Source organism: Muribaculum intestinale (assembly GCF_002201515.1).
Taxonomy (GTDB): Bacteria; Bacteroidota; Bacteroidia; order Bacteroidales; family Muribaculaceae; genus Muribaculum; species Muribaculum intestinale.
The window spans coordinates 56094-74521 of the sequence record NZ_CP021421.1 but is presented as its reverse complement, the minus strand read 5'-3'; the positions used below and the strand labels follow the sequence as shown (position 1 = coordinate 74521).

At 45.1% G+C, this 18428-nt stretch carries 18 protein-coding genes and 1 riboswitch; of the genes, 7 read left to right on the top strand and 11 right to left on the bottom strand.

Going from position 1 to position 18428, the window contains the following annotated elements:
• The first annotated feature begins 3 nt into the window (after window positions 1-3).
• On the top strand, window positions 4-1155 hold the full coding sequence (locus ADH68_RS00325; RefSeq protein WP_068960274.1) for a site-specific integrase: 1152 nt from the start codon (window positions 4-6) through the stop codon (window positions 1153-1155).
• A gap of 33 nt (window positions 1156-1188) precedes the next feature.
• Here ADH68_RS00325 and ADH68_RS00320 read toward each other — a convergent pair whose 3' ends face one another.
• The 10 genes from ADH68_RS00320 to ADH68_RS00275 form a co-directional block, all read right to left on the bottom strand.
• Window positions 1189-1764, bottom strand: a complete 576-nt coding sequence (locus ADH68_RS00320) for a DUF2284 domain-containing protein (protein ID WP_068962011.1) — start codon at window positions 1762-1764, stop codon at window positions 1189-1191.
• A complete protein-coding gene (locus ADH68_RS00315) occupies window positions 1761-2513 on the bottom strand; it encodes an ABC transporter ATP-binding protein (RefSeq protein WP_068960275.1) in 753 nt (250 codons plus the stop codon). Before ADH68_RS00315 ends, ADH68_RS00320 begins: the two co-directional genes overlap by 4 nt.
• Window positions 2510-3511, bottom strand: a complete 1002-nt coding sequence (locus ADH68_RS00310) for a FecCD family ABC transporter permease (protein WP_068960276.1) — start codon at window positions 3509-3511, stop codon at window positions 2510-2512. The genes ADH68_RS00315 and ADH68_RS00310 overlap by 4 nt, the downstream gene beginning before the upstream one ends.
• An 11-nt stretch (window positions 3512-3522) precedes the next feature.
• Window positions 3523-4665 (bottom strand): ABC transporter substrate-binding protein, encoded by a 1143-nt coding sequence (locus ADH68_RS00305; RefSeq protein WP_068960277.1) that lies wholly within the window; start codon window positions 4663-4665, stop codon window positions 3523-3525.
• A 23-nt stretch (window positions 4666-4688) separates the two neighbouring features.
• A complete protein-coding gene (locus ADH68_RS00300) occupies window positions 4689-6692 on the bottom strand; it encodes a TonB-dependent receptor (protein WP_232321461.1) in 2004 nt (667 codons plus the stop codon).
• A 99-nt stretch (window positions 6693-6791) separates the two neighbouring features.
• Entirely contained in the window at window positions 6792-7211 is a 420-nt protein-coding gene (locus tag ADH68_RS00295; RefSeq protein ID WP_068960278.1) for a transposase, read from the bottom strand.
• Window positions 7211-8284, bottom strand: coding sequence for a glutaminyl-peptide cyclotransferase (locus ADH68_RS00290; RefSeq protein WP_068960279.1), 1074 nt, complete (start codon window positions 8282-8284; stop codon window positions 7211-7213). Before ADH68_RS00290 ends, ADH68_RS00295 begins: the two co-directional genes overlap by 1 nt.
• Window positions 8285-8367: 83 nt before the next feature.
• The gene (locus ADH68_RS00285; protein ID WP_068960280.1) at window positions 8368-10353 is read right to left on the bottom strand and encodes a hypothetical protein; all 1986 of its coding nucleotides are present in this window, start codon (window positions 10351-10353) and stop codon (window positions 8368-8370) included.
• A gap of 18 nt (window positions 10354-10371) precedes the next feature.
• Window positions 10372-12132: a PKD-like domain-containing protein gene (locus ADH68_RS00280; RefSeq protein ID WP_068960281.1), complete on the bottom strand. Its 1761-nt coding sequence runs from the start codon at window positions 12130-12132 to the stop codon at window positions 10372-10374.
• A gap of 67 nt (window positions 12133-12199) precedes the next feature.
• The gene (locus ADH68_RS00275; protein ID WP_068960282.1) at window positions 12200-13156 is read right to left on the bottom strand and encodes a DUF4465 domain-containing protein; all 957 of its coding nucleotides are present in this window, start codon (window positions 13154-13156) and stop codon (window positions 12200-12202) included.
• 177 nt (window positions 13157-13333) lie between these two features.
• A riboswitch (cobalamin riboswitch) is annotated at window positions 13334-13538 on the bottom strand.
• Between the two features lie 148 nt (window positions 13539-13686).
• On the opposite strand from ADH68_RS00275, the gene ADH68_RS00270 reads away from it, so the two are divergent.
• From ADH68_RS00270 to ADH68_RS00245, 6 genes are all read left to right on the top strand, one after another.
• Window positions 13687-14940, top strand: a complete 1254-nt coding sequence (locus tag ADH68_RS00270) for an ATP-binding protein (RefSeq protein WP_068962013.1) — start codon at window positions 13687-13689, stop codon at window positions 14938-14940.
• A gap of 113 nt (window positions 14941-15053) precedes the next feature.
• Window positions 15054-15602 (top strand): hypothetical protein, encoded by a 549-nt coding sequence (locus tag ADH68_RS00265; protein ID WP_232321464.1) that lies wholly within the window; start codon window positions 15054-15056, stop codon window positions 15600-15602.
• The gene (locus tag ADH68_RS00260) at window positions 15599-16009 is read left to right on the top strand and encodes a hypothetical protein (protein ID WP_068960284.1); all 411 of its coding nucleotides are present in this window, start codon (window positions 15599-15601) and stop codon (window positions 16007-16009) included. The genes ADH68_RS00265 and ADH68_RS00260 overlap by 4 nt, the downstream gene beginning before the upstream one ends.
• A 226-nt stretch (window positions 16010-16235) precedes the next feature.
• Window positions 16236-16478: an excisionase family DNA-binding protein gene (locus tag ADH68_RS00255; RefSeq protein WP_068962014.1), complete on the top strand. Its 243-nt coding sequence runs from the start codon at window positions 16236-16238 to the stop codon at window positions 16476-16478.
• 11 nt (window positions 16479-16489) lie between these two features.
• Complete coding sequence (locus ADH68_RS00250) at window positions 16490-16984, top strand: hypothetical protein (protein WP_068960285.1); 495 nt, start codon at window positions 16490-16492, stop codon at window positions 16982-16984.
• A gap of 260 nt (window positions 16985-17244) precedes the next feature.
• Window positions 17245-17589, top strand: a complete 345-nt coding sequence (locus ADH68_RS00245) for a hypothetical protein (protein WP_068960286.1) — start codon at window positions 17245-17247, stop codon at window positions 17587-17589.
• 42 nt (window positions 17590-17631) lie between these two features.
• On the opposite strand, the gene istB is transcribed toward ADH68_RS00245, so the two are convergent.
• A complete protein-coding gene (istB, locus tag ADH68_RS00240) occupies window positions 17632-18414 on the bottom strand; it encodes an IS21-like element helper ATPase IstB (RefSeq protein WP_068961956.1) in 783 nt (260 codons plus the stop codon).
• Window positions 18415-18428 lie beyond the last annotated feature (14 nt).

Sequence of the window (18428 nt, the reverse complement as noted above, 5' to 3'; positions counted from 1 at the left end):
AATATGGCACGACCCAAGAAAACTGTAAAGGCTAAAGAACCTGTAAGAATCCGCTTCAAGGAATTGAAGAACGGCAACAAGTCAATCTATCTTGATATATACCGTGACGGCAAACGCACATACGAGTTTCTAAAACTCTACATCGTGCCTGAACTTGATCCTGCAAGCCGGGTATTGAACGAGCATAATCTCGCACTTGCCAACAAGGTGAAGGCTGACCGCATCATACAGCTAACCAACAATGAGAAAGGCGTTACAAACTCAATGCTTCACTCACGGTTGAAACTGATTGACCTTATCAATATGTATGAGCAATGGATTAAGGACAACGGCAAGAGTATGGGTCCGTCGGGACTGGCAAGCCTGAGGAAAGCAGTGGCGCAGTTCCGTGGGGATGGCGTGACCTTAAAGCAGATTGATAAGACCTACTGCATCGAGTTTATCAACTATCTCCGGAATGACTATAAGTCTCGGATGAAAAGACCGCTTTCCACCAACAGCATAGCGTCATATTCCGCTGCTCTGAGCGCAACTTTCAACTGGGCTGTGCGACATGATTATATCAAGGAGAACCCTTTTGACAAACTTTCCTCCAACGACCGCGTGTATCATGTCGAGAGTCAGCGCGACTATCTGGAGATTGACGAGCTGAAACGCTTGATCGCCACAGAGTGCCCCACTCGTCAGTCCGTCAAACAGGCATTTCTGTTTTCATGTTATTGCGGACTCCGTACAAGCGACATCCGCGCACTCCGATGGGGGCAGATCCATAAGGACGGCGACCAGTGGCGCGTGTCAGTTGTGATGAAGAAAACTGCCACACCGATTTATCTCCCCCTTTCGTCACAGGCTATGAAGTGGCTGCCGGAGCGTGGCGATGCCTCAGATGATGACAAGGTTTTCAGTCTACCTACGACAAGCCGTGTCAGCATTATTCTCGGCAACTGGGCGAAAGCAGCTAATGTGAAGAAAGAAATCACATTCCACGTGAGCCGTCATACCTTTGCCACCCTTATGCTAACGCTCGATGTCGATCTTTACACGACAAGCAAGCTATTAGGGCACAAGAATATAGCCACAACGCAAATCTACGCAAAAATCATCGACCAAAAGAAAGATGATGCTGTAAATCGTGTGGACGAGATTTTCAAATAATTGAAAGCGATTTTTACCCATTCTGAATTGCCACTATATTTTTAATTTGTTTTTACAAATATTCTCAGCGTTATGAAATAAACCGCAGATGAGCGTGAGATATTCGGGTAGATAACCGTCATTGCTCCATAGCAATGGGAAGCCAAATAGCTCTGATGCAGTCTTTCCGAGATCGAAGCCGTATGATTCAAGAGAAGGTCTCACCAATTCAGGGTGCCGGCACGGTTGATTGTCAAGCCTTGAACAAGTACCTTCGGGACAATAAAGGCAGCTTCCGGCGTAAGCAAATGCTTTTCCTCTGTAAGTGATTTCCATATCCCGCAATTTCTTTTCGATACGTAGTCGTTCCGGGCGAAAGAATCGGTTTACTTCCGAGAAAGGGATTTTCTTTTCATCGGGAATAATCTTGGTGGCTACTAAAAACAGATTGGCGTATTGACGCAGTTCCGCCATCGTATCATGCGAAAACGGAGGACAGACCCACACCTTACCATAATTCCGGCATTCTTTGCAATACTTTATGAAACACTCGGAATTACTGTATCTGCGTATGTATTCCTCTGTGGAGACGGTAACTGTGAAATCCTGTACCTGATATGTAAATTTCATTTCCTGTTCTGCCATAACAATTCTTCAAAGCTCAAATCCGGAGACGAGAATAATCTTTGTATATGCCCGCTTTTCACCATGTCCGTTACTGAAAGATGATGAAGCGCACCATTATCCACCAGTGCGATACTGTCACACATACGAAGTGCCACATCCAGTTCATGAGTTGAGAACAGGACACATTTAGCTTTTTTGTGTGCAAGTGTGCGAAGAAGCGAGACGAGTTCATAACGGTTGGGCATATCGAGGAAGGAGGTGGGTTCGTCAAGCAGCATTACCGGTGTATCCTGCGCCAAAGCCCGTGCGATCATAATACGCTGGCATTCTCCGTCGCTCATGGTATCCATTGTACGCCCGGCATAACCCTCCATCCCTACCGAGCGAATGGCATCCGACACAATGTTTCTGTCGATGTCCTGCATCCTGCCTATCCAGTTGGTGTACGGGGCGCGACCGATGGCTACGACATCCTCACAGCGCAGATTAGGAATACGTGTGCGTTCAGTAGTGACAAACGCGAGAGACTTGGCGAGTCCTCCGGGAGAGAGTGTACGTATATCCTTGCCGTCAAGTATTATATCTCCCGAATATTGTCTGTTCAGTCCGGCAATGGCTCTCAGAAGGGTCGATTTGCCTGAACCGTTGCGTCCGATAAGAGCAGTCAGTTCTCCTTTGCCGAAAGACGTATTCACCTTGTCGAGCAGGGTACGGGAGCCGAAGCCTATTGAGAAATCCTTGAGATGTATCATGCGGTAACGGATTTGTTGCGAAGCACCACCCATACTACCACGGGGATACCGAGTAGTGCGGTAATAGCATTGACAGGCAGTGTGAATAACTTGGAAACGAGGTCGCAGAGCAGCAGGACGGACGCGCCGGTAAGAACCGTACCGGGAATGAGGATACGATGGTCACTGTTGTCAAAGAGCATCCTCGTGACGTGTGGCATGGCAAGACCGATAAAACCGATAGGACCACAGAAGGCTGTTACCGTTCCTGCAAGCAATGTAGTTGACAGGAACAGAAGTCCACGGGAACTCCGGATATTCAGACCCATAGTGACGGCATATTCCTCGCCAAAAAGGAGCAGGTTGAGCGGTTTGATGGTTATAACCGCCACAGCCAGTCCAATCATCACCGCCGGGACAAGGACATAAAGCTGGGATAGGGTGACATCACCGAGCGACCCCATAGTCCAGATGACAAAAGCCTTTAGTGATTCTTCCTTGCTGAGATACTGCAGAATCTGTACTATCGCACCGACTCCCGACGAGAACATCATGCCGAGAATGAGGATCACCATAATATCCTTGATACGATGTCCAACGGCAGCGATAACGATGAGAACAGCCGCAGCCCCGATCCATGCGGCTCCGGCAATGCCAAGTGAGGCAAAGGAAGCCGAAAGACCGAATAGAGGCGCACCGAGAATGAAAAGAGCCACGCCAAGACTTGCGCCTGAGCTTATGCCAAGGACGTATGGCCCTGCAAGTGGATTCCGGAAAAGAGTCTGCATCTGTAGACCGCTCACAGATAGAGCAGCCCCGGCAAGTAAAGCGACAACCGCCTTTATAAGACGAATGTTGAGAATGATTTTTGCCGTTGTCCGGGGACAATCTCCACCGGTGAGAGCAGCCCACACATCGCGCAAGGGCACAGCGACAGCCCCCACAGACAGATCCAGCATGAACAGGAAGAGCGTGAGGGCAGCCAAAACAATGAAAAGAAACGATGCTCTTGTCCGCATTTCCGTAATTTCTATTTCAGTTGCTTGTAATAGACGAAATCTTCTTCTACGAGTTCGGGATGGAAAATTTTTACAAGATCGCGCAGTAGAATATCGGGATTGACAACAGCAGATTCGTAATAGTCGTTACCGCCTGCGGCATTTGTCTTCAGATTGTTGTTCCAGACAGAGCCGTTACGGAAGCATCGGGTGTCTGAGAACTTCGGGCATGATGTCCTGAGTTCATCAAGAGAGTTTGCCATACCTACATTGAGCCACATATCCGCCTCAGAAGTCAGCTTATACGCTTCTTCAAGGTCGATAGGCAGTGAAGCATTCCCGGTATTCTTCTTATAAATGTAGTCACCTCCGGCATCCTTGACAAGCCGGGCCACATAGCTTTCGGTGGAAGGCATGAACCAGGAATCTCCATAGGGTGTGTTGAGAATCACGGAGGGAGCATCGAGCACGGTATCGGCGACTCTCTTTTTAAGGTCATTGTACCTGACAGGGATGCCTCCAAAAACCTGTTCGCCTTCTGTACGTTTTCCGACAACCTCGGAAAGAGCTACCATCCATTCGGCTTTGCCGAGCGGTGATTCCTCGAGATAGTCACCGACGTACATAAACGGTATTCCCAGTTCGTTGAGTTTCCCTTCCATCGAGCTTGCACCGTTCACTCCGTATAGGAGGACAAGATCCGGGTCGAGGGAAATGAGCAGTTCGTAATTGATGTTCCCTTCATAGCCTACGTCACCGATACTGTCACGGTTAGCGGAGATAACCGGATTGGAAATATAGTCGATGCCGGAAACACCTACCACACGCCCGGCTTCGCCGACAGCATCGAGCATGGCTATATGAGTGGAAGACATAGCCACAATACGCGAAGCATCGCCTTCGAGTACCTGACCTGTGAATCCTTCAGGAGCAGACTCACCGCCTCTTGCTATGAAGAGCTGAGTGGTTATGCTGTCCGCACCCTGCCACGGATTGGTGACAGTAATGATGGAGCTTTCATATCCGTCCGCACCCTTGATACTGAAGCCGGAGGCATATTCCGGGGTATAGAGCTGATTGCTGAAATCGCTGATAGAAGCGGTCTTTTTACCATTACAGGCAGCCAGCAGAACGATGAGCAGGCACAGACTGAGGAAAGATTTACACTTTTGCATATTCTGTTGATTTTTGGTTTGTTTCAATAATTATCCGTTTTCGGTTCAGTCTTTTTCTTTCCGAACTTTGGTGTTATTCCGACAAAGAACTCGAAGTTGATGCCGGGCATGGGACGCGACAGGACTGAAAGATAGTCCTCGTTGAAGAGGTTGTTCACAGCCAGTTTCAACTGTAAATCGACAGGTTTGAACTTCAGCCCTTTTTCAAGGGATACATTACTCATGTAATACTTAGGCAGGTGCCCTGTGATAGTATAGTCGTTGCTCGACATGGTGAACCTCTCTGAATAGTAAGCCCATTTATACAGGAAGCTCCAAGACTTCCATGTAAGACGCCCCGTGAACGAAGCTGAGTGCTTGGGGACGTAAGGTAGCTGCTTGCCTACAGACTGGTCAGCAGGGGACATCTTCTCACCCTCGTTGATGGAGGGTGTCCATGAATATGACCCGTTCAGGTCGAAAATCCACCCCTTGAAAGGTTCGAAAGCGATATTGAGCTTTCCCTCGATGCCGTAGGCGTGTACCTTCTTTACATTGCGCGGCGAGAAGAACCCTTTGGTTGTGGGAAGCCATATAATCCAGTCATCGATACGGCTGTCAAACCATGTGGCACTTCCACCCATCGACACCGGGAAGGGAGCTTTCCAACCCACATCGAACGAAGCACCGGCATCATACGACCAACCATGCTCGCTCTTCAGGTCAGGATTGCCACCGGGGAGAAAATAGAGGTCATTGAGCGTAGGAAACTTGTGGTTGCGTGATACGGACGCTTTCAGCATGACGTTTCCTTTCCTTGACAGAAGACCGTCGATGAAGAAAGCCGGGATAACGGGGGCCCATTTGTCTCCGAACATTTCCTGACGTAGCACAAGTGACAGTCCGAGCGGATCGGCAGGCTGCCATTTAGCTGAAGCGGAACCGGATAGTTCAATACGACCCTTGTCGTAACCGACAACGGCTTTGTCACCATCCTGAAGGATAATGTTCTTATCCTCGGAGCGGACAAAATGCTGATGTGCCGAGATGTTGGCGGTAAAATACCATTTCCTTGTGGGATTATACTCACCCTCTGCCTGACCGTAGAATGTGTTTACCCTGCTTCGTGAGCGTGTCATGGACGACCAGTTGTTTTCAGCGACCTCACGCTTGTAGTCATACGCCATCCAAGTGTGGATATATCCCCCTTTTGCCGCGAATTTCCAGCCATCGCGCCGATGATCCCATGAGAGGACGCTGCGGAGGGTCTGTTCACGCTGACGGTTCTCGAAGTTGCGCTCGTTGCCGTAGTCGGTGGTGAGCATCGGCAGTTCGCGGTTGGAGTTGATGTACCATGCGTTGAATCCGAAACGGTCACCCTTGTTGGTGTTGTAGTACACCTCCTGCAGCGCATGGAAATCCTTGTAGGCACCGCTGCGGTTCCGTTCCGTCGGATGATACTGACCTATTATGTTCTTGTCATCGTCGTAGATGTTCACCTTCTTGTCGTGGTTGATGTACTTGTAGTCGTTTGGTGAAGATGAATATACTACACGGCTTGAAACGTGCCAGTGTTCACTGCCATAGGTAAACCGGGCGAACTCGTCGAATGTGCTGAATGAGCCCACTCCCTGCACATATTGCAGATTGACACCTTCCGCCACATCGGGAATAGTTCCGAGTCTGACCAGACCGCCGAGACCTCCGCCTGTCTCGTTGACCGATGATGTGCCGTGGAGCAGCGATGCCTGGTCTATGAAATAGGACGGAATGGTCGAGAAGTCTGTCATGCCGAGCATGGGATTGTTAATGCGCATGCCGTTCCACGTCACCTGCGTATGGCTGGGGGAGGTTCCACGGAAGGCGACAGTGGAGAGCGTGGCACGACCGTAGCTCTTGACAAAAACAGAAGAGTTGAATGTAAGGATGTCCGCCATTGATAGGGCTATGTTCTCTTTGAGGGCGATGGAATCGAATGTTGTTTTCTGCACTCCGATATCCTTCATCGGGCGTTTGCCCCACACCACGACCTCACGCAGATTGTTCATCCTCTGTGTTGACTGTGCGTAAGTTCTTGTGCTAAATGCGAAATTCAAAATGCACAGAAAAAGATATATGTATGACCGATATATTCTCATAATAGCGGCTTAAAAAAGATTATAGTTCATGAACTGACGTTTCTCCTGCATCCAGCTCATTTTAGAGTGTATGGTATCCTGCTGTTCAATGTAATCGACCCAGAACGGCAGCCGGTCACGTTCGACAATAAAGGACAGGCAGCATTTGAGCCATCCTCCGAATCTTTCCATATCCAGAATGCCGGCAGCCCTGAAACAACTGATATTTTTGATTTTCTCAATCAGCTTCTTCACGTTTTTGCGGAGCGGGATTTCTGTAAGGATATGGACATGGTGCATATCTCCTCTGACGGCATAAACCGGGCAGTGGCGGTTGCTGAAGAGAAGTGCGATGGCATCAAAGAATTCATCCCTGTGGAGAGGCGGTATCGCAACTCCAAAGTCTCTTGTCTGAAAAATCAGATGATATATGTTTCCTAATGCCTCCATCACTTCCAGCAGAATGCGCCGGGTATTATGCCGACATAAAATTCATCAATCAGTTTTCCTTCGGGCGAGTATCGGTAGATCATGCCCTGCTGTTGGTAGTCGATGGCATCGGCTACATACACTTCGCCGTTCACAGGATTTACGGTAAGTCCGTAATACTTCGTGTCGCGGTATTCGAGGAAAGGACGGACAGGAACACGGTTTGCCGTCACGTCCATACTCCAGATGTCATTGTTGATCCAGTACAGCTTGTCACGTTCGCCGTTGAGCTGCACCTCCGAGGGCCAGTCGCCCAGTTTGAACTTGAACTGCTTCTCAATCTTGAAAGTTGCCGCGTCGATGCAGTAGAGTGACGGAGCCTCATAGCCGTATGGAGATCCTTCATATCCACCGTCAGTCACAGTCCACATCTTGTCGTACTTATCCATTACAAGGGACGTGGGCTGTATGCCGACCGTCAGCTGGTCCACCACCTTATCCGTCTCGGTATCGATCTTGATGATGCGGTTCTGGTAGCTCCAGCAGTTGCAATACACATATTTGCCGTATTGCACCATCTGCTCCGTTGAGCCGCTCTCCATCGTCATGTCAGGCACCTGAATGTAGCCTGTAATTTCATACTTCTTGGGATTGACAATGAAGATGCGGTTGTCCCAAAGCTGCGTGACGTAAGCCTTTTCATCGCTCAGGAAGTGGATATATCGCGGAGAGGTCAAATCCTCGATACGTCCCACCTCCTTGAACGTATTGAGGTCGATGGCAAAGATGACATGGGAGTTGTTCACCACTATCCACCCTTTGTTGTCATATATGCTCATGGACTGAGCAACATCGCCGAGTTTCATACCGTTTGCACGGAAGAACACCTCGTTCTGAACCTGATTCGTTGCCGGATCATAATAGGAAAGCGTCGCATTGCCATACTGGAAGTTACCCTCGTTGGTAATGAAAAGTCCGGAGCCTGTTGCATTAAAGTCTTCTACCACATCGCCATAGTCCCATTCCATGCAGGAAGCGAGGGTGAGCGACAGCAGAGTGGTCAGGATATATAAGAGTTTCGGTTTGAATTTCATTCTAATAATTTTAAAACCTCGACCCGCTATTCAAGGTAATATACGAGCCGAGGTTTGGCAGAAAAATTTTAACTGTTTGAGTTTTATTCAGCAGGTTTGCAACGACCTTCCTTCATATCCTGATATGTAGGATTATAAGTGCAATTTTCAATCTTCCAATTAGATTCTGTTATTTGACCGTCATCAATGAATTTCTTAAAGAACGTGTAGTCAGAGAATTTTCTAACGGTGTCGAAATGCACACCTGAAAGTTTTAATAATTTTGGAAACTTCAGATGATCTGAAGAGATGAAATCTGTTGTCATGCCAAATTTAAGTGACCCGTCAATAACTTCAAGACTTGGAAATGAAGCAGATTCATATATTCTAAACAAAGTTAAGCCAGTGCCTCCAATATGACTTAAAACAGGGAAAAATGAATCAGTAATTGCCCCGTCCAAAAAGACGGTAAAAGCTCCCCACTCAATATTTTTTACTGGTGATCCAGGGAGAAGATCCTCTTCTATGTACTCTGGAGACGATGCACAACATACCGTAGTCAAACTGGGAAAATCTAATATAGCATCAACTCCAACCTGTAAAATAGACTGTCCACCAATGCTTTTAAGATTACTGGCTTTTACACTGGTAATAGAAAAACCTGTTATTAATAAATAACCTGGAATAGAATTAATACCAGATAAATCAATAGTATTCTTTGAAGATTGACCGCTAATTTGAATGATTGACAAATTCCCCGTTATACTTTGTAAAGAAGACTCAAAAGTATCTATATTAGCTTCATAATAAAAGTTGTTTATTTTTGTGAAATTTGTTTTTACAGCAGTGTTTAACGAGATAATCCTAACATCCACATCGGTTAGATCTTCTTTAGTTATCAAATTGTTGAACTTATTACAGTATTCAATTGTAATACAAGGATGTGTAGGTGAAGATGAAGTAAAACTAACATTACTAATATCTAGCGATTCAATTAGAGCGAGTTGTCTGATGACTACGCCTCCAAGCTGATTTAACCCTTGCAACTTGGGCAACTTCTCAAGAACATCAAAATTCTTTATGGACCATACTCCAGTTACTGATGTTAATTTATCGAACCCTTCAATAGATTTTAACTCGGTATTACCCATAAAGAATCTCATACCGGCAGTCTCCACTTCCCCATATATGCTCTCTATTGATAAATTTCCATTTACTGTAACAATATCGGGTACAGATATTGATGAAAATTCACGTGGTAAAACCTTAAATTCAAGAGATCCTGTTTCCTTAAGTAGAGGTAACGATATTTGTGTAAGTTTTGTGTTTTCATTGAAAATAACATTACCCTCAACTTTTTCAAGTTCTTTGAATTCAATTATTGATGCTCCTGAGCCATAAATTTGTATATCTCCTGTAACATTCTTTATTTTAGACATAGAAATCATTTCCAAGGACGTATCCTGTAATGGATTTTCTTCACTTCCTATAAGAAGTCCGCCAATCGAAGTAATATTGTCAAGACCAGTAAGGGTACCGCCAGTAAAGCTATTCTTGATTATGATGTTTCCTTCAACCTCCTTAAGAATGCTTAATCCTGTTATATCATTGATTATTTCGGCATTTTCAGCGTTTGAACCAATAATAAGATTCCCTTTTATGATTGTTACACCGGATTCAATAAAGGCTGCTACTTCTGAGGGTGTTTTGAGTTCAACATTTCCTTCACTTCTTATCTCATCCTTCACAACAACATAAGTATAATCATTTATAGTTCCATTATAAGAAGTTACACGGAAAGTGCGTTCAGTATTCCAATCTGTTATGGTTGCCGGGTCCGGGAATATTTTTGCTGATGGTGTATAAGCGAATGATGCTTTCGCTCCATCAAGTGAAACCGTGTATGGAACTGTCACAGTAATTGTATTGTTTTCAATTACCGCTTCATACGTTTTATCATTTACACTAAGTACCACTGATGTGATATAATTATCATCAGCATCAACTGGAATTTCGTCTTTGTCAGAACAGCCGACAGCAAAAATGCAGAAGAATAGGCTGAACAGCAAGTTAAATTTGATTGTTTTCATATTGTATTTTTTTGCTTATTACTTAATATTTAAGTCTTGAAAAGAGAATACTTCAGTAGAAATCTCTCCTAGTGGACCGCTCTTTGCTAATACTCCACACTGAACTTTGATAAAATCAATATATTCCAGTTTGACTGGTGTTCCATCCTTAAATATGGCATTTGATATTTTAAATCCATTCATCTGACCAGTGCCATCATAGGAGTCCCCTCCAATACAATCACTACCTATATTGTCAACATAACCCCACTCATAGGCTTGGTTATTCCAAAAACCGGAAGATGGGATCTGAATATTTTTTGGCAATAATCTCGTGCCAGTCAGTGTGTATGATTCTTGATTCATCCAAAGAGGATAATAAGAGCTCTGTTGATGATACGAATTGTAATCAACAGACCCAGAATTTCCCAAATTATCAGTCCAATAAACATTTGAGTGTGCGGACGCCGGACGATAGTATGTTACTTCGTAATCTTGAATAGTTGAACCGTTACCAGTCTCACTACCTTTAAGCTCATACCATTCGTCGTCTGGAAGACCATTCCCATTTACATCTTGCATTACCCAAACAATGCCGGGCTCATTGCTTCCTCCTTGATCGCTTAAAAAAGCATTTCCTTGGATTGCAAAATCATATCCGCCTTTATTGGGAATACTATGATCAAATCCGACAATAACGTATCCTCCAAAAGAACCAAGGGAAACGTACTTTTTATTTGCCAGTCGCTCTGCAGCATATTGATTTGCAGCATTAAAAGTTATTTCATCACCTTTGAACCCGCCGGAATTCGTTTCATTCACAAATTGCCCGGGTGCAGGTAAAAATTCAAAGACATTCGTTGAATAAGCTGAGCTGGAGGTATTTGCTGCTCGATATCTTGATGACTGTGCTCCAGGCTCACATACAACTCTAATTTTTGATTCAACAGAAATTCCATTCTCCTCTTCTGTTACTACAACTGAAATAAGATACTCACCGTCCTTTTCAGGAGTAAATATTAATAATGGTTCAGTAGCTCCTTCTACAGCTTTGCCATTGACGGCCCACTGAAAAGCGGGATTGTCAAAGTATTCCAATTGAGGCTTTAAGAAAACAGAGCGACCTGCAAAAGTAAATTTGGTAGTTTCTTTTGCATTATAATACGGTTTTTGAAAAGAAACCGAATATGGCATATTTTCTACTACTTCAATCTCCAGCTCTTCTTCAGTAAGCCCATCTTCATTTGAAGCTCTAATAGTTATCGGATATGAACCTAAATTTTCTTCATTAAATATATAGGTTAGTTTATCCGACACAACAATTCCATTTCTTAACCATTCAATCTTGAAATCTCCTATATCTTGATTGGCGATCTCCGGTGCGAGAAGCAGGTCATGACCTTTTTGAACTTTAAGTCCTTTTGAGGGAATGAATAAATTAATGGCAGGTGGAAGTAAATCTTTTACTTCCACCTTAAGTTCTTCTGCGGCATATCCATTTTCATTATCAACTCGCAATGTGATAAATACATCACCCGCTTCTTCCCATGTATGAGAAAAAGCTTTTTGATTCGATACAAGTTTTCCGTCAATAGTCCAAGAGAACAAAGCATCATCCGCATTCCTATATGTAGGACTAATGCTTAATTCCTTACCCACCTTAACATTATAAACTCCACTCACATTATCAAGGATGATAATAGGTTTTAAAGTTCCATTATCAACAATTATATCATCTTTATTGCAAGAGCTTATAAAGGTGCAAAGTAAAACACATAAGGTTACACTTGGGATTCGCATTGTTTCTTTAAAATACAAATATGGTAAGCAACAATAGGATTAACCAAAGTTGCTTACCATAGTTAGATTATTCAATAGTAATATCATCAAGGCAAATATAGGCTGGAGTGTTCAGACCGTAGTCCCCCGTATCCGAACCAGAGAAGTTCAGTTTTACGGTTTTTACATTTGCCTGATTAATTGGCCAGTACGTCCAAGTGGTAACAGGATCTTGTTTTTTCCCGTTTCTGTAGTCTGCCAAAGTTTGAACATAGGTGGCCAACAGTTCACCATTTTCATTATAACATTCTAATTCAACTTGAAAATAGCCAATATAATTTCCATTACCATCAACTTGCTTTGATAAAGGTGTAGCTACACCAGAAGCGCCAAATTGATTGCCTTTCATTATCACTCCATATGTATAGGAAGAGTTACAAAACCACAGACCTTTTAGAGTTTTTTTTCGGATAAAAGAGAAAGAAGGCTTAGCCATCCACTGTGAATTGTAAAAATCCTGATACCCATATACAACTGCAAAGTTATTGCCACTATGACCTGCATTAACATTAGCTCCGTCAGTTGAAGTGGTGTTGTACACACTCATCTGATTGTTATATGAATACCACCAATCGCCAGTTCCAGAACCGGTAATATTGGCACCATTACCAGGATTCGACCGATAGTTCCATTTAGAAAGAGCCAGACCGCCATTATAGAAGGCGGTAGAACCACCAATTACATTGATTAATGACTCAAAGATGCCAGAAGGATCTTTAATTTGCTTTACCTGAGCATAGCTTCCGGTATTACCGTAATAGTTTGCACCATAAGAAGTGGGCATTGCCATCATGGTTGATTCAAAATCATCAAACGTGATGATTGTTGAATCGCCTTGCACGACCGCACGACTAACTGGGTTCTCAACCTCCATTTTGCTCTCAAAGTCGGCGAATGGTTCATCTTCACTGGAACATCCGGTGAAGACGGCTGCTGTGACCGCTACGGTCGTCAGAGCCAAGAATTTAGTAAAATGTTTTCTCATAACTAAACAGTTTTAGAGTTTGCAGATTGTTAATAAAAAAGTTACCCGATTGTGTACGACTTGATAATCGTAACCAATCGGGTATATGACGGTATATGTATATCCTAAACGGAAATCGGCGGAAAGCCAAAGCCTTGCCAATACTGTTTGAGATAATCGCCGAGTGCCCGCGGTACATTATCGCATCGTATTGAAGCAGGTCTTCTGACTCGTCCCCGTTGTCCGCGCCTTCTCACCCCGCGAGGGGCAATGACATTGTGCGGAAACGTTGCGTGGGACTCACAGCAGCAGGTACTGTCCCGGATTCTCACCGGATTCCCTTTCAATCCACTCTAGCCGACACCTCTGTGGCGGCAGTGGAACTTCAACGCCGCAAAATTACAAAAAATAATCTTCCCCACCTAATAAGTTTCCTTTTTTAACGAACCGTAAATCATTTTTTTTCGCAGTTATCTTGGCGATTAGACTTTTTGAGCTATCTTTGCGATGTCTTTTTGTGTGACAAGACACAATATTTGACAATGGGCATTATGATAATACAAAGACCTCTATACCTGCGGAAGCTCATTTCTCGCAGACACAACGGAATGATAAAGATTGTCACCGGCGTAAGACGCTGTGGCAAATCATTCTTGTTATCTACCCTATACGCAGGGTGGCTCAGGGAGCAAGGTGTGGAAAACGACCACATCATCACGATCAATCTTGAAGACAGACGAAACAGGAAACTGCGCGATCCAGATGCGCTGCTTGATTACATCGACTCAAAACTGACTGATGATGCCGTCCATTATATAATGATTGATGAGATACAGCATGTCAGCGAGTTCGAGGACGTGCTCAACAGCTATCTGAATATGCCTAATGCCGACGTGTATGTAACAGGTAGCAACGCACGATTTCTTTCCAAGGATGTAATCACTACTTTTAGAGGACGAGGCGATGAGATAAAGCTTTACCCTCTCAGTTTCGGTGAGGTCTTCCCATATATGGACTTACAGAAAGACCGTGCATTAAACACCTATATGCTTTTCGGAGGTCTGCCGCAGGTTGTTCAGAAATCATCTGAGGAAGAAAAGAACGAGTATCTGAAAGGGCTTTTTACGCATACCTATATCAAGGATATAAAGGAACGTTACAGCATCAAGAACATAGAAATGCTTGATGAACTGCTCAACATCCTGGCATCTGATATTGGAACTTTGACGAATCCCACCAAACTGACAAACACATTCGAGAGCGTTAAGCATACGAAAGTCAACCGCATGACGCTTACGTCGTATCTGGAATACATCTGTGACTCGTTCCTTGTTGAGAAGGCAAGCCGGTATGATGTTAAAGGGAAACGGTATATCGACAGCCCGTATAAATATTATTTCACTGACTGCGGCCTGCGTAACGCCCTGCTTAATTTCAGGCAGACAGAGCCTTCACATCTGATGGAGAATGTGATATACAATGAATTGCGTGTGCGTGGTTTTAATGTCGATGTAGGTGTCGTGCCGGTACAACTTAGAAAGGAGGATGGCAGCCGGGAAAGGAAACAGTTTGAGGTGGATTTCGTCTGCAATATGGGCAGCAGACGCTACTATATCCAATCCGCCTACAGGATGCCGGATGAAGAGAAGATGAAGCAGGAGGAAGCGTCACTGCGCAATATTGACGATTCCTTCAAGAAAATCATTATCGTTGGCGAAGACACTCCTGTTTTGAGAAATGAGGCTGGGATTACCACAATCGGCATATATGATTTCCTGTTAAATGAAAATTCATTGGATTTGTAAGAAGTGTCAATGATATAGCTTTTTGATCAATTATGGTTGACCAGATTATACATAACCTATTGACGCGGTTAAAAGAAGTCAATTTTATTCTTGAAACATGTACAGACGGTACTATGCTTTTTGAACAGGCGAATGTCATTGCACGGTTCTACTACGACTGTCAGGATACAAACGTCCTTATCGACGAAGCCGAGAGGATGGCAACGGAAGATACCGAGGGACTTAGGGAGTTTGCCGTTTCCCTCAAAGAAGAAACCGCCACTCTCCTTAATAATATAGGAAGACTTGAGGGGATGGATTTCAAACAGATCGCCAACGCCCACTCCAAGCAATACTATTCCATATTTCAGGAAGCAGCGGAACAGCTAAATCCCTTTTGGAAACGGTACAGTGAGCTTAACAACCGCCTTGACTACCTCCCTCTCGGCTCTAAGGATTATGCCGAAATGGAGAAGGAATGTGAGAAGGCTAAGGCTGAACACGATACACGGCAGATTGAGGTTAAGAGACTTTATGCCGAATATGAGAAAGAAAACCAGCGAGCCGGATATGTCTTTTCCCTCAAAGCCTCCCATCTGTATGCCCTCGCCGCAAAAATGAACGGCATTGCCGGAAGCATAATCAACGACCTTGACCGTCTGGAGAAAGGGAACGGAGAATGAGCGGTAATCTCCTTTTCGAGACCTCTAAGTGGCGGGACATTGTGGAACTCGGACTGTGCATGGCGATATACGACGTATGCAACGACAACCAGTTTGATAACTGCACGCCACTTGACTTTGCCAACTTCCTTAACGTAAGGGAAGAGGCAAAGGCTATACCTGTTGTGCCGAAAGAGAAACTGAGGGTATGCTATATGGTCTATGCCGTGTCGCAGAACATCACCCCAAGAAAAGAGGCGTTGATATGGTCTGAGTTGTTCCTCAGTCGATGCGGCATTAACAAGTCTTACTATGACAAGCACCGCACCGACATCTGCGCCGACCACGCTACCGAGGACAACAAGAATTACCGCAAATCTATTGACAAAGCCATCAATGAATGGCGTTCAAGGCGTAGAATCCCGTAGAACTCCCGTTTCACCCCACCTGCGACATCTAAAGGAAACTTGCAAACGCACTATACGACTGAAAATCAGCGTACAGTGCGTTTGTCTTTTTTTACCTTTCCCCACGGAAGCCACATTGCACCCTATGGCGGCAGTTGTAATTTTGCATCGGAATCCAAAGGCTGACAAGACCATCAATCAGCACTGTTCCAAGATGATAAACATTAACTTAATAATAAAATTACCGATGCAGACAAAACGTAAACTTCTCAACTCACAGGAGGCAGCCGAATATCTCGGACTTTCGCTGTCCTACTTCCGCAAGATGATGATGAGACGTGTGATCCCCATGTACAAGCCGAGCGGCAAGCTCTGTTTCTTTGACCCGGACGACCTTGACGCATACCTGACGAGTATCCGCATATCATCGCAGAGCGAGATAGACAGCGAGGCTGAGCGTTACCTTGCGAACAACAGAAAATCACATTAACAACCTAAGCTATGGTAACAGACATTCCAAACAACACAAAGGGCACGAAGCCCGCGACCACCGTAGAATCAAAATCAAAAGATTATAAGACCACTGACCAGAAGAAAATCCGGATTATAATGGAGTTCCTTCAAGGGTGCTCACCTTACGAGTCCGATGCGCTCCGCGCCCTGCTTGCAGTGGCAAAGGGCACGACCTCGGCAGAATCCATGCCTCAGTATGACCGCACGGCAATCAATCGCTATCTCAACTTCGGATGCGACAAGGAAACAGGAGGTGTTGACGCAATACGCGAACATCGGCAGTCCCGAAGCCTTGAGCTTATGAAAACCGTGTCGCAGTATGTGGAGAAGGAGGACATCATCAACATCACATCGGTGTTACTCGCTATATCTTCTGACAAAAAAGATATAGAAAATATTGTCAGCAACCTACCGAAGATACAGACAGCCGCCACCCCAAACACAACATCGGGCATACCGGGTAATAACGCACCTTCAAAGTAGATGAAGCAGGAGAAAATACATAGATCCATTTTCCCTACCTTTCCGGTTGTGCCTGTCTTATCTTTTCAAGGTTTCGTGACTTCAACAATATTGCCATCATCACAGAGTATGAAATTTTTTCTTAAAAGATGATGCCGTATCCATTTATTTTTTGAAGGAACAAGGAACTTGAACGAGACCTATCCAAGCCAATCATTGAAACGGAAAGTTCAGACTTCATAAAATCTCCAATGAAAATCACATCTTAAAAAATTACGCACATGAAGCAACAAAATATAAATCCATTTTCAAGCATCAGCCTGAAGCTGACGGCAGATGCCATTGAATGGTTATCGGGAACAACGACCGACAATGACGGTAACGAGATACGGAATATCGACATCTTCACCGGACTACTGAAGGAGATGAGAACCGCAGCCGGATATGACGGCACATACCGACGACCGCTCAACCTGAAGCCTGGTCAGGCGCAGTTCTCGGAGATAGGTCTCGCGGAGCGGTGGAAACTCGGGAGGAAGAAGATGCACAATATCCTCTCCAGAATGGTGGCTGTAGGGTTGGTGGAAATCTACATGTATCTAACATTTGAAAAGGGACCCGGATAGCATTTGAAAAGGGGACCACCCGGGATGGGGATGCAAAGATAATTATATTTGTTGAGTCATCATTTCCTGAGTTTCTTTCATGCGGTATGATTTGCCTGTCATGTTAAGCAGTATAGCCTTGTGGGTCAGGCGGTCTACCATTGCGGTGACCAGTACTTTGTCGTCAATAATCTCGTTCCAGCGGTTGAAGGCGAGATTGGTTGTGACGACGGTCGTCTTCTTGTCGGTGCGGAGGGAGAGATGGTTAAAGAGCATCTCTGCGCCGGCCTTGTCGCAGGAGACGTATCCGAACTCATCACAGATGACCATGTCGTATCTCTCGAACTTGTTTTCCAGCGACCGGAGTGTCAAAGCGTTGCGGCACTCGCGTATCTGCGTGAGCAGTCTTGGCACGGATGTGAACAGCACCGAGTGTCCGGCATTACATGCGGCGATACCGAGAGCTGTCGCCAGATGAGTCTTGCCTGTTCCGGGATTGCCGTATAGAATGAGGTTGCGTCCGTTTTTGATGAAGTCGAGTGTCTCGAGTGTCGGGAGCGCTTTCCGGGCATCGGCGGGCAGAGCGTCGGTGTCGATTTCGTTAAGATAGCGAAGTTGCGGGAACCCTGCGTTTTTGATGCGGTGACGGCGCTGGTTTTCAGAGCGGTTCTCTTTTTCGCGCCTGAGCAGTTCGGCTGTAAACCGCCATAGGTTCCATTGTTCGTCGGCGCTCTGCTGTATAAGCAGGTCGATGTCTCGCCTCACAAGCGGGAGTTTAAGGTCGAAAGCGCATGAGCGAATGAGCTCCCGAAGTCCGTCACGGTCTGTTTCATGTATGTCTGTCATTGTCATTCAGTGTA

Excerpts from the sequence above, each read along its gene's own strand:
- ADH68_RS00295 (WP_068960278.1), bottom strand. The coding sequence starts at position 7,211 with ATGGAGGCATTAGGAAACATATATCATCTGATTTTTCAGACAAGAGAC.
- ADH68_RS00280 (WP_068960281.1), bottom strand. The coding sequence starts at position 12,132 with ATGCGAATCCCAAGTGTAACCTTATGTGTTTTACTTTGCACCTTTATA.
- ADH68_RS00315 (WP_068960275.1), bottom strand. The coding sequence starts at position 2,513 with ATGATACATCTCAAGGATTTCTCAATAGGCTTCGGCTCCCGTACCCTG.
- ADH68_RS00275 (WP_068960282.1), bottom strand. The coding sequence starts at position 13,156 with ATGAGAAAACATTTTACTAAATTCTTGGCTCTGACGACCGTAGCGGTC.
- ADH68_RS00320 (WP_068962011.1), bottom strand. The coding sequence starts at position 1,764 with ATGAAATTTACATATCAGGTACAGGATTTCACAGTTACCGTCTCCACA.
- ADH68_RS00265 (WP_232321464.1), top strand. The coding sequence starts at position 15,054 with ATGCTTTTTGAACAGGCGAATGTCATTGCACGGTTCTACTACGACTGT.
- ADH68_RS00245 (WP_068960286.1), top strand. The coding sequence starts at position 17,245 with ATGAAGCAACAAAATATAAATCCATTTTCAAGCATCAGCCTGAAGCTG.
- ADH68_RS00255 (WP_068962014.1), top strand. The coding sequence starts at position 16,236 with ATGCAGACAAAACGTAAACTTCTCAACTCACAGGAGGCAGCCGAATAT.
- ADH68_RS00325 (WP_068960274.1), top strand. The coding sequence starts at position 4 with ATGGCACGACCCAAGAAAACTGTAAAGGCTAAAGAACCTGTAAGAATC.
- ADH68_RS00260 (WP_068960284.1), top strand. The coding sequence starts at position 15,599 with ATGAGCGGTAATCTCCTTTTCGAGACCTCTAAGTGGCGGGACATTGTG.
- ADH68_RS00300 (WP_232321461.1), bottom strand. The coding sequence starts at position 6,692 with ATGAACAATCTGCGTGAGGTCGTGGTGTGGGGCAAACGCCCGATGAAG.
- ADH68_RS00310 (WP_068960276.1), bottom strand. The coding sequence starts at position 3,511 with ATGCGGACAAGAGCATCGTTTCTTTTCATTGTTTTGGCTGCCCTCACG.
- ADH68_RS00285 (WP_068960280.1), bottom strand. The coding sequence starts at position 10,353 with ATGAAAACAATCAAATTTAACTTGCTGTTCAGCCTATTCTTCTGCATT.
- ADH68_RS00290 (WP_068960279.1), bottom strand. The coding sequence starts at position 8,284 with ATGAAATTCAAACCGAAACTCTTATATATCCTGACCACTCTGCTGTCG.
- ADH68_RS00270 (WP_068962013.1), top strand. The coding sequence starts at position 13,687 with ATGATAATACAAAGACCTCTATACCTGCGGAAGCTCATTTCTCGCAGA.
- istB (WP_068961956.1), bottom strand. The coding sequence starts at position 18,414 with ATGACAGACATACATGAAACAGACCGTGACGGACTTCGGGAGCTCATT.
- ADH68_RS00250 (WP_068960285.1), top strand. The coding sequence starts at position 16,490 with ATGGTAACAGACATTCCAAACAACACAAAGGGCACGAAGCCCGCGACC.
- ADH68_RS00305 (WP_068960277.1), bottom strand. The coding sequence starts at position 4,665 with ATGCAAAAGTGTAAATCTTTCCTCAGTCTGTGCCTGCTCATCGTTCTG.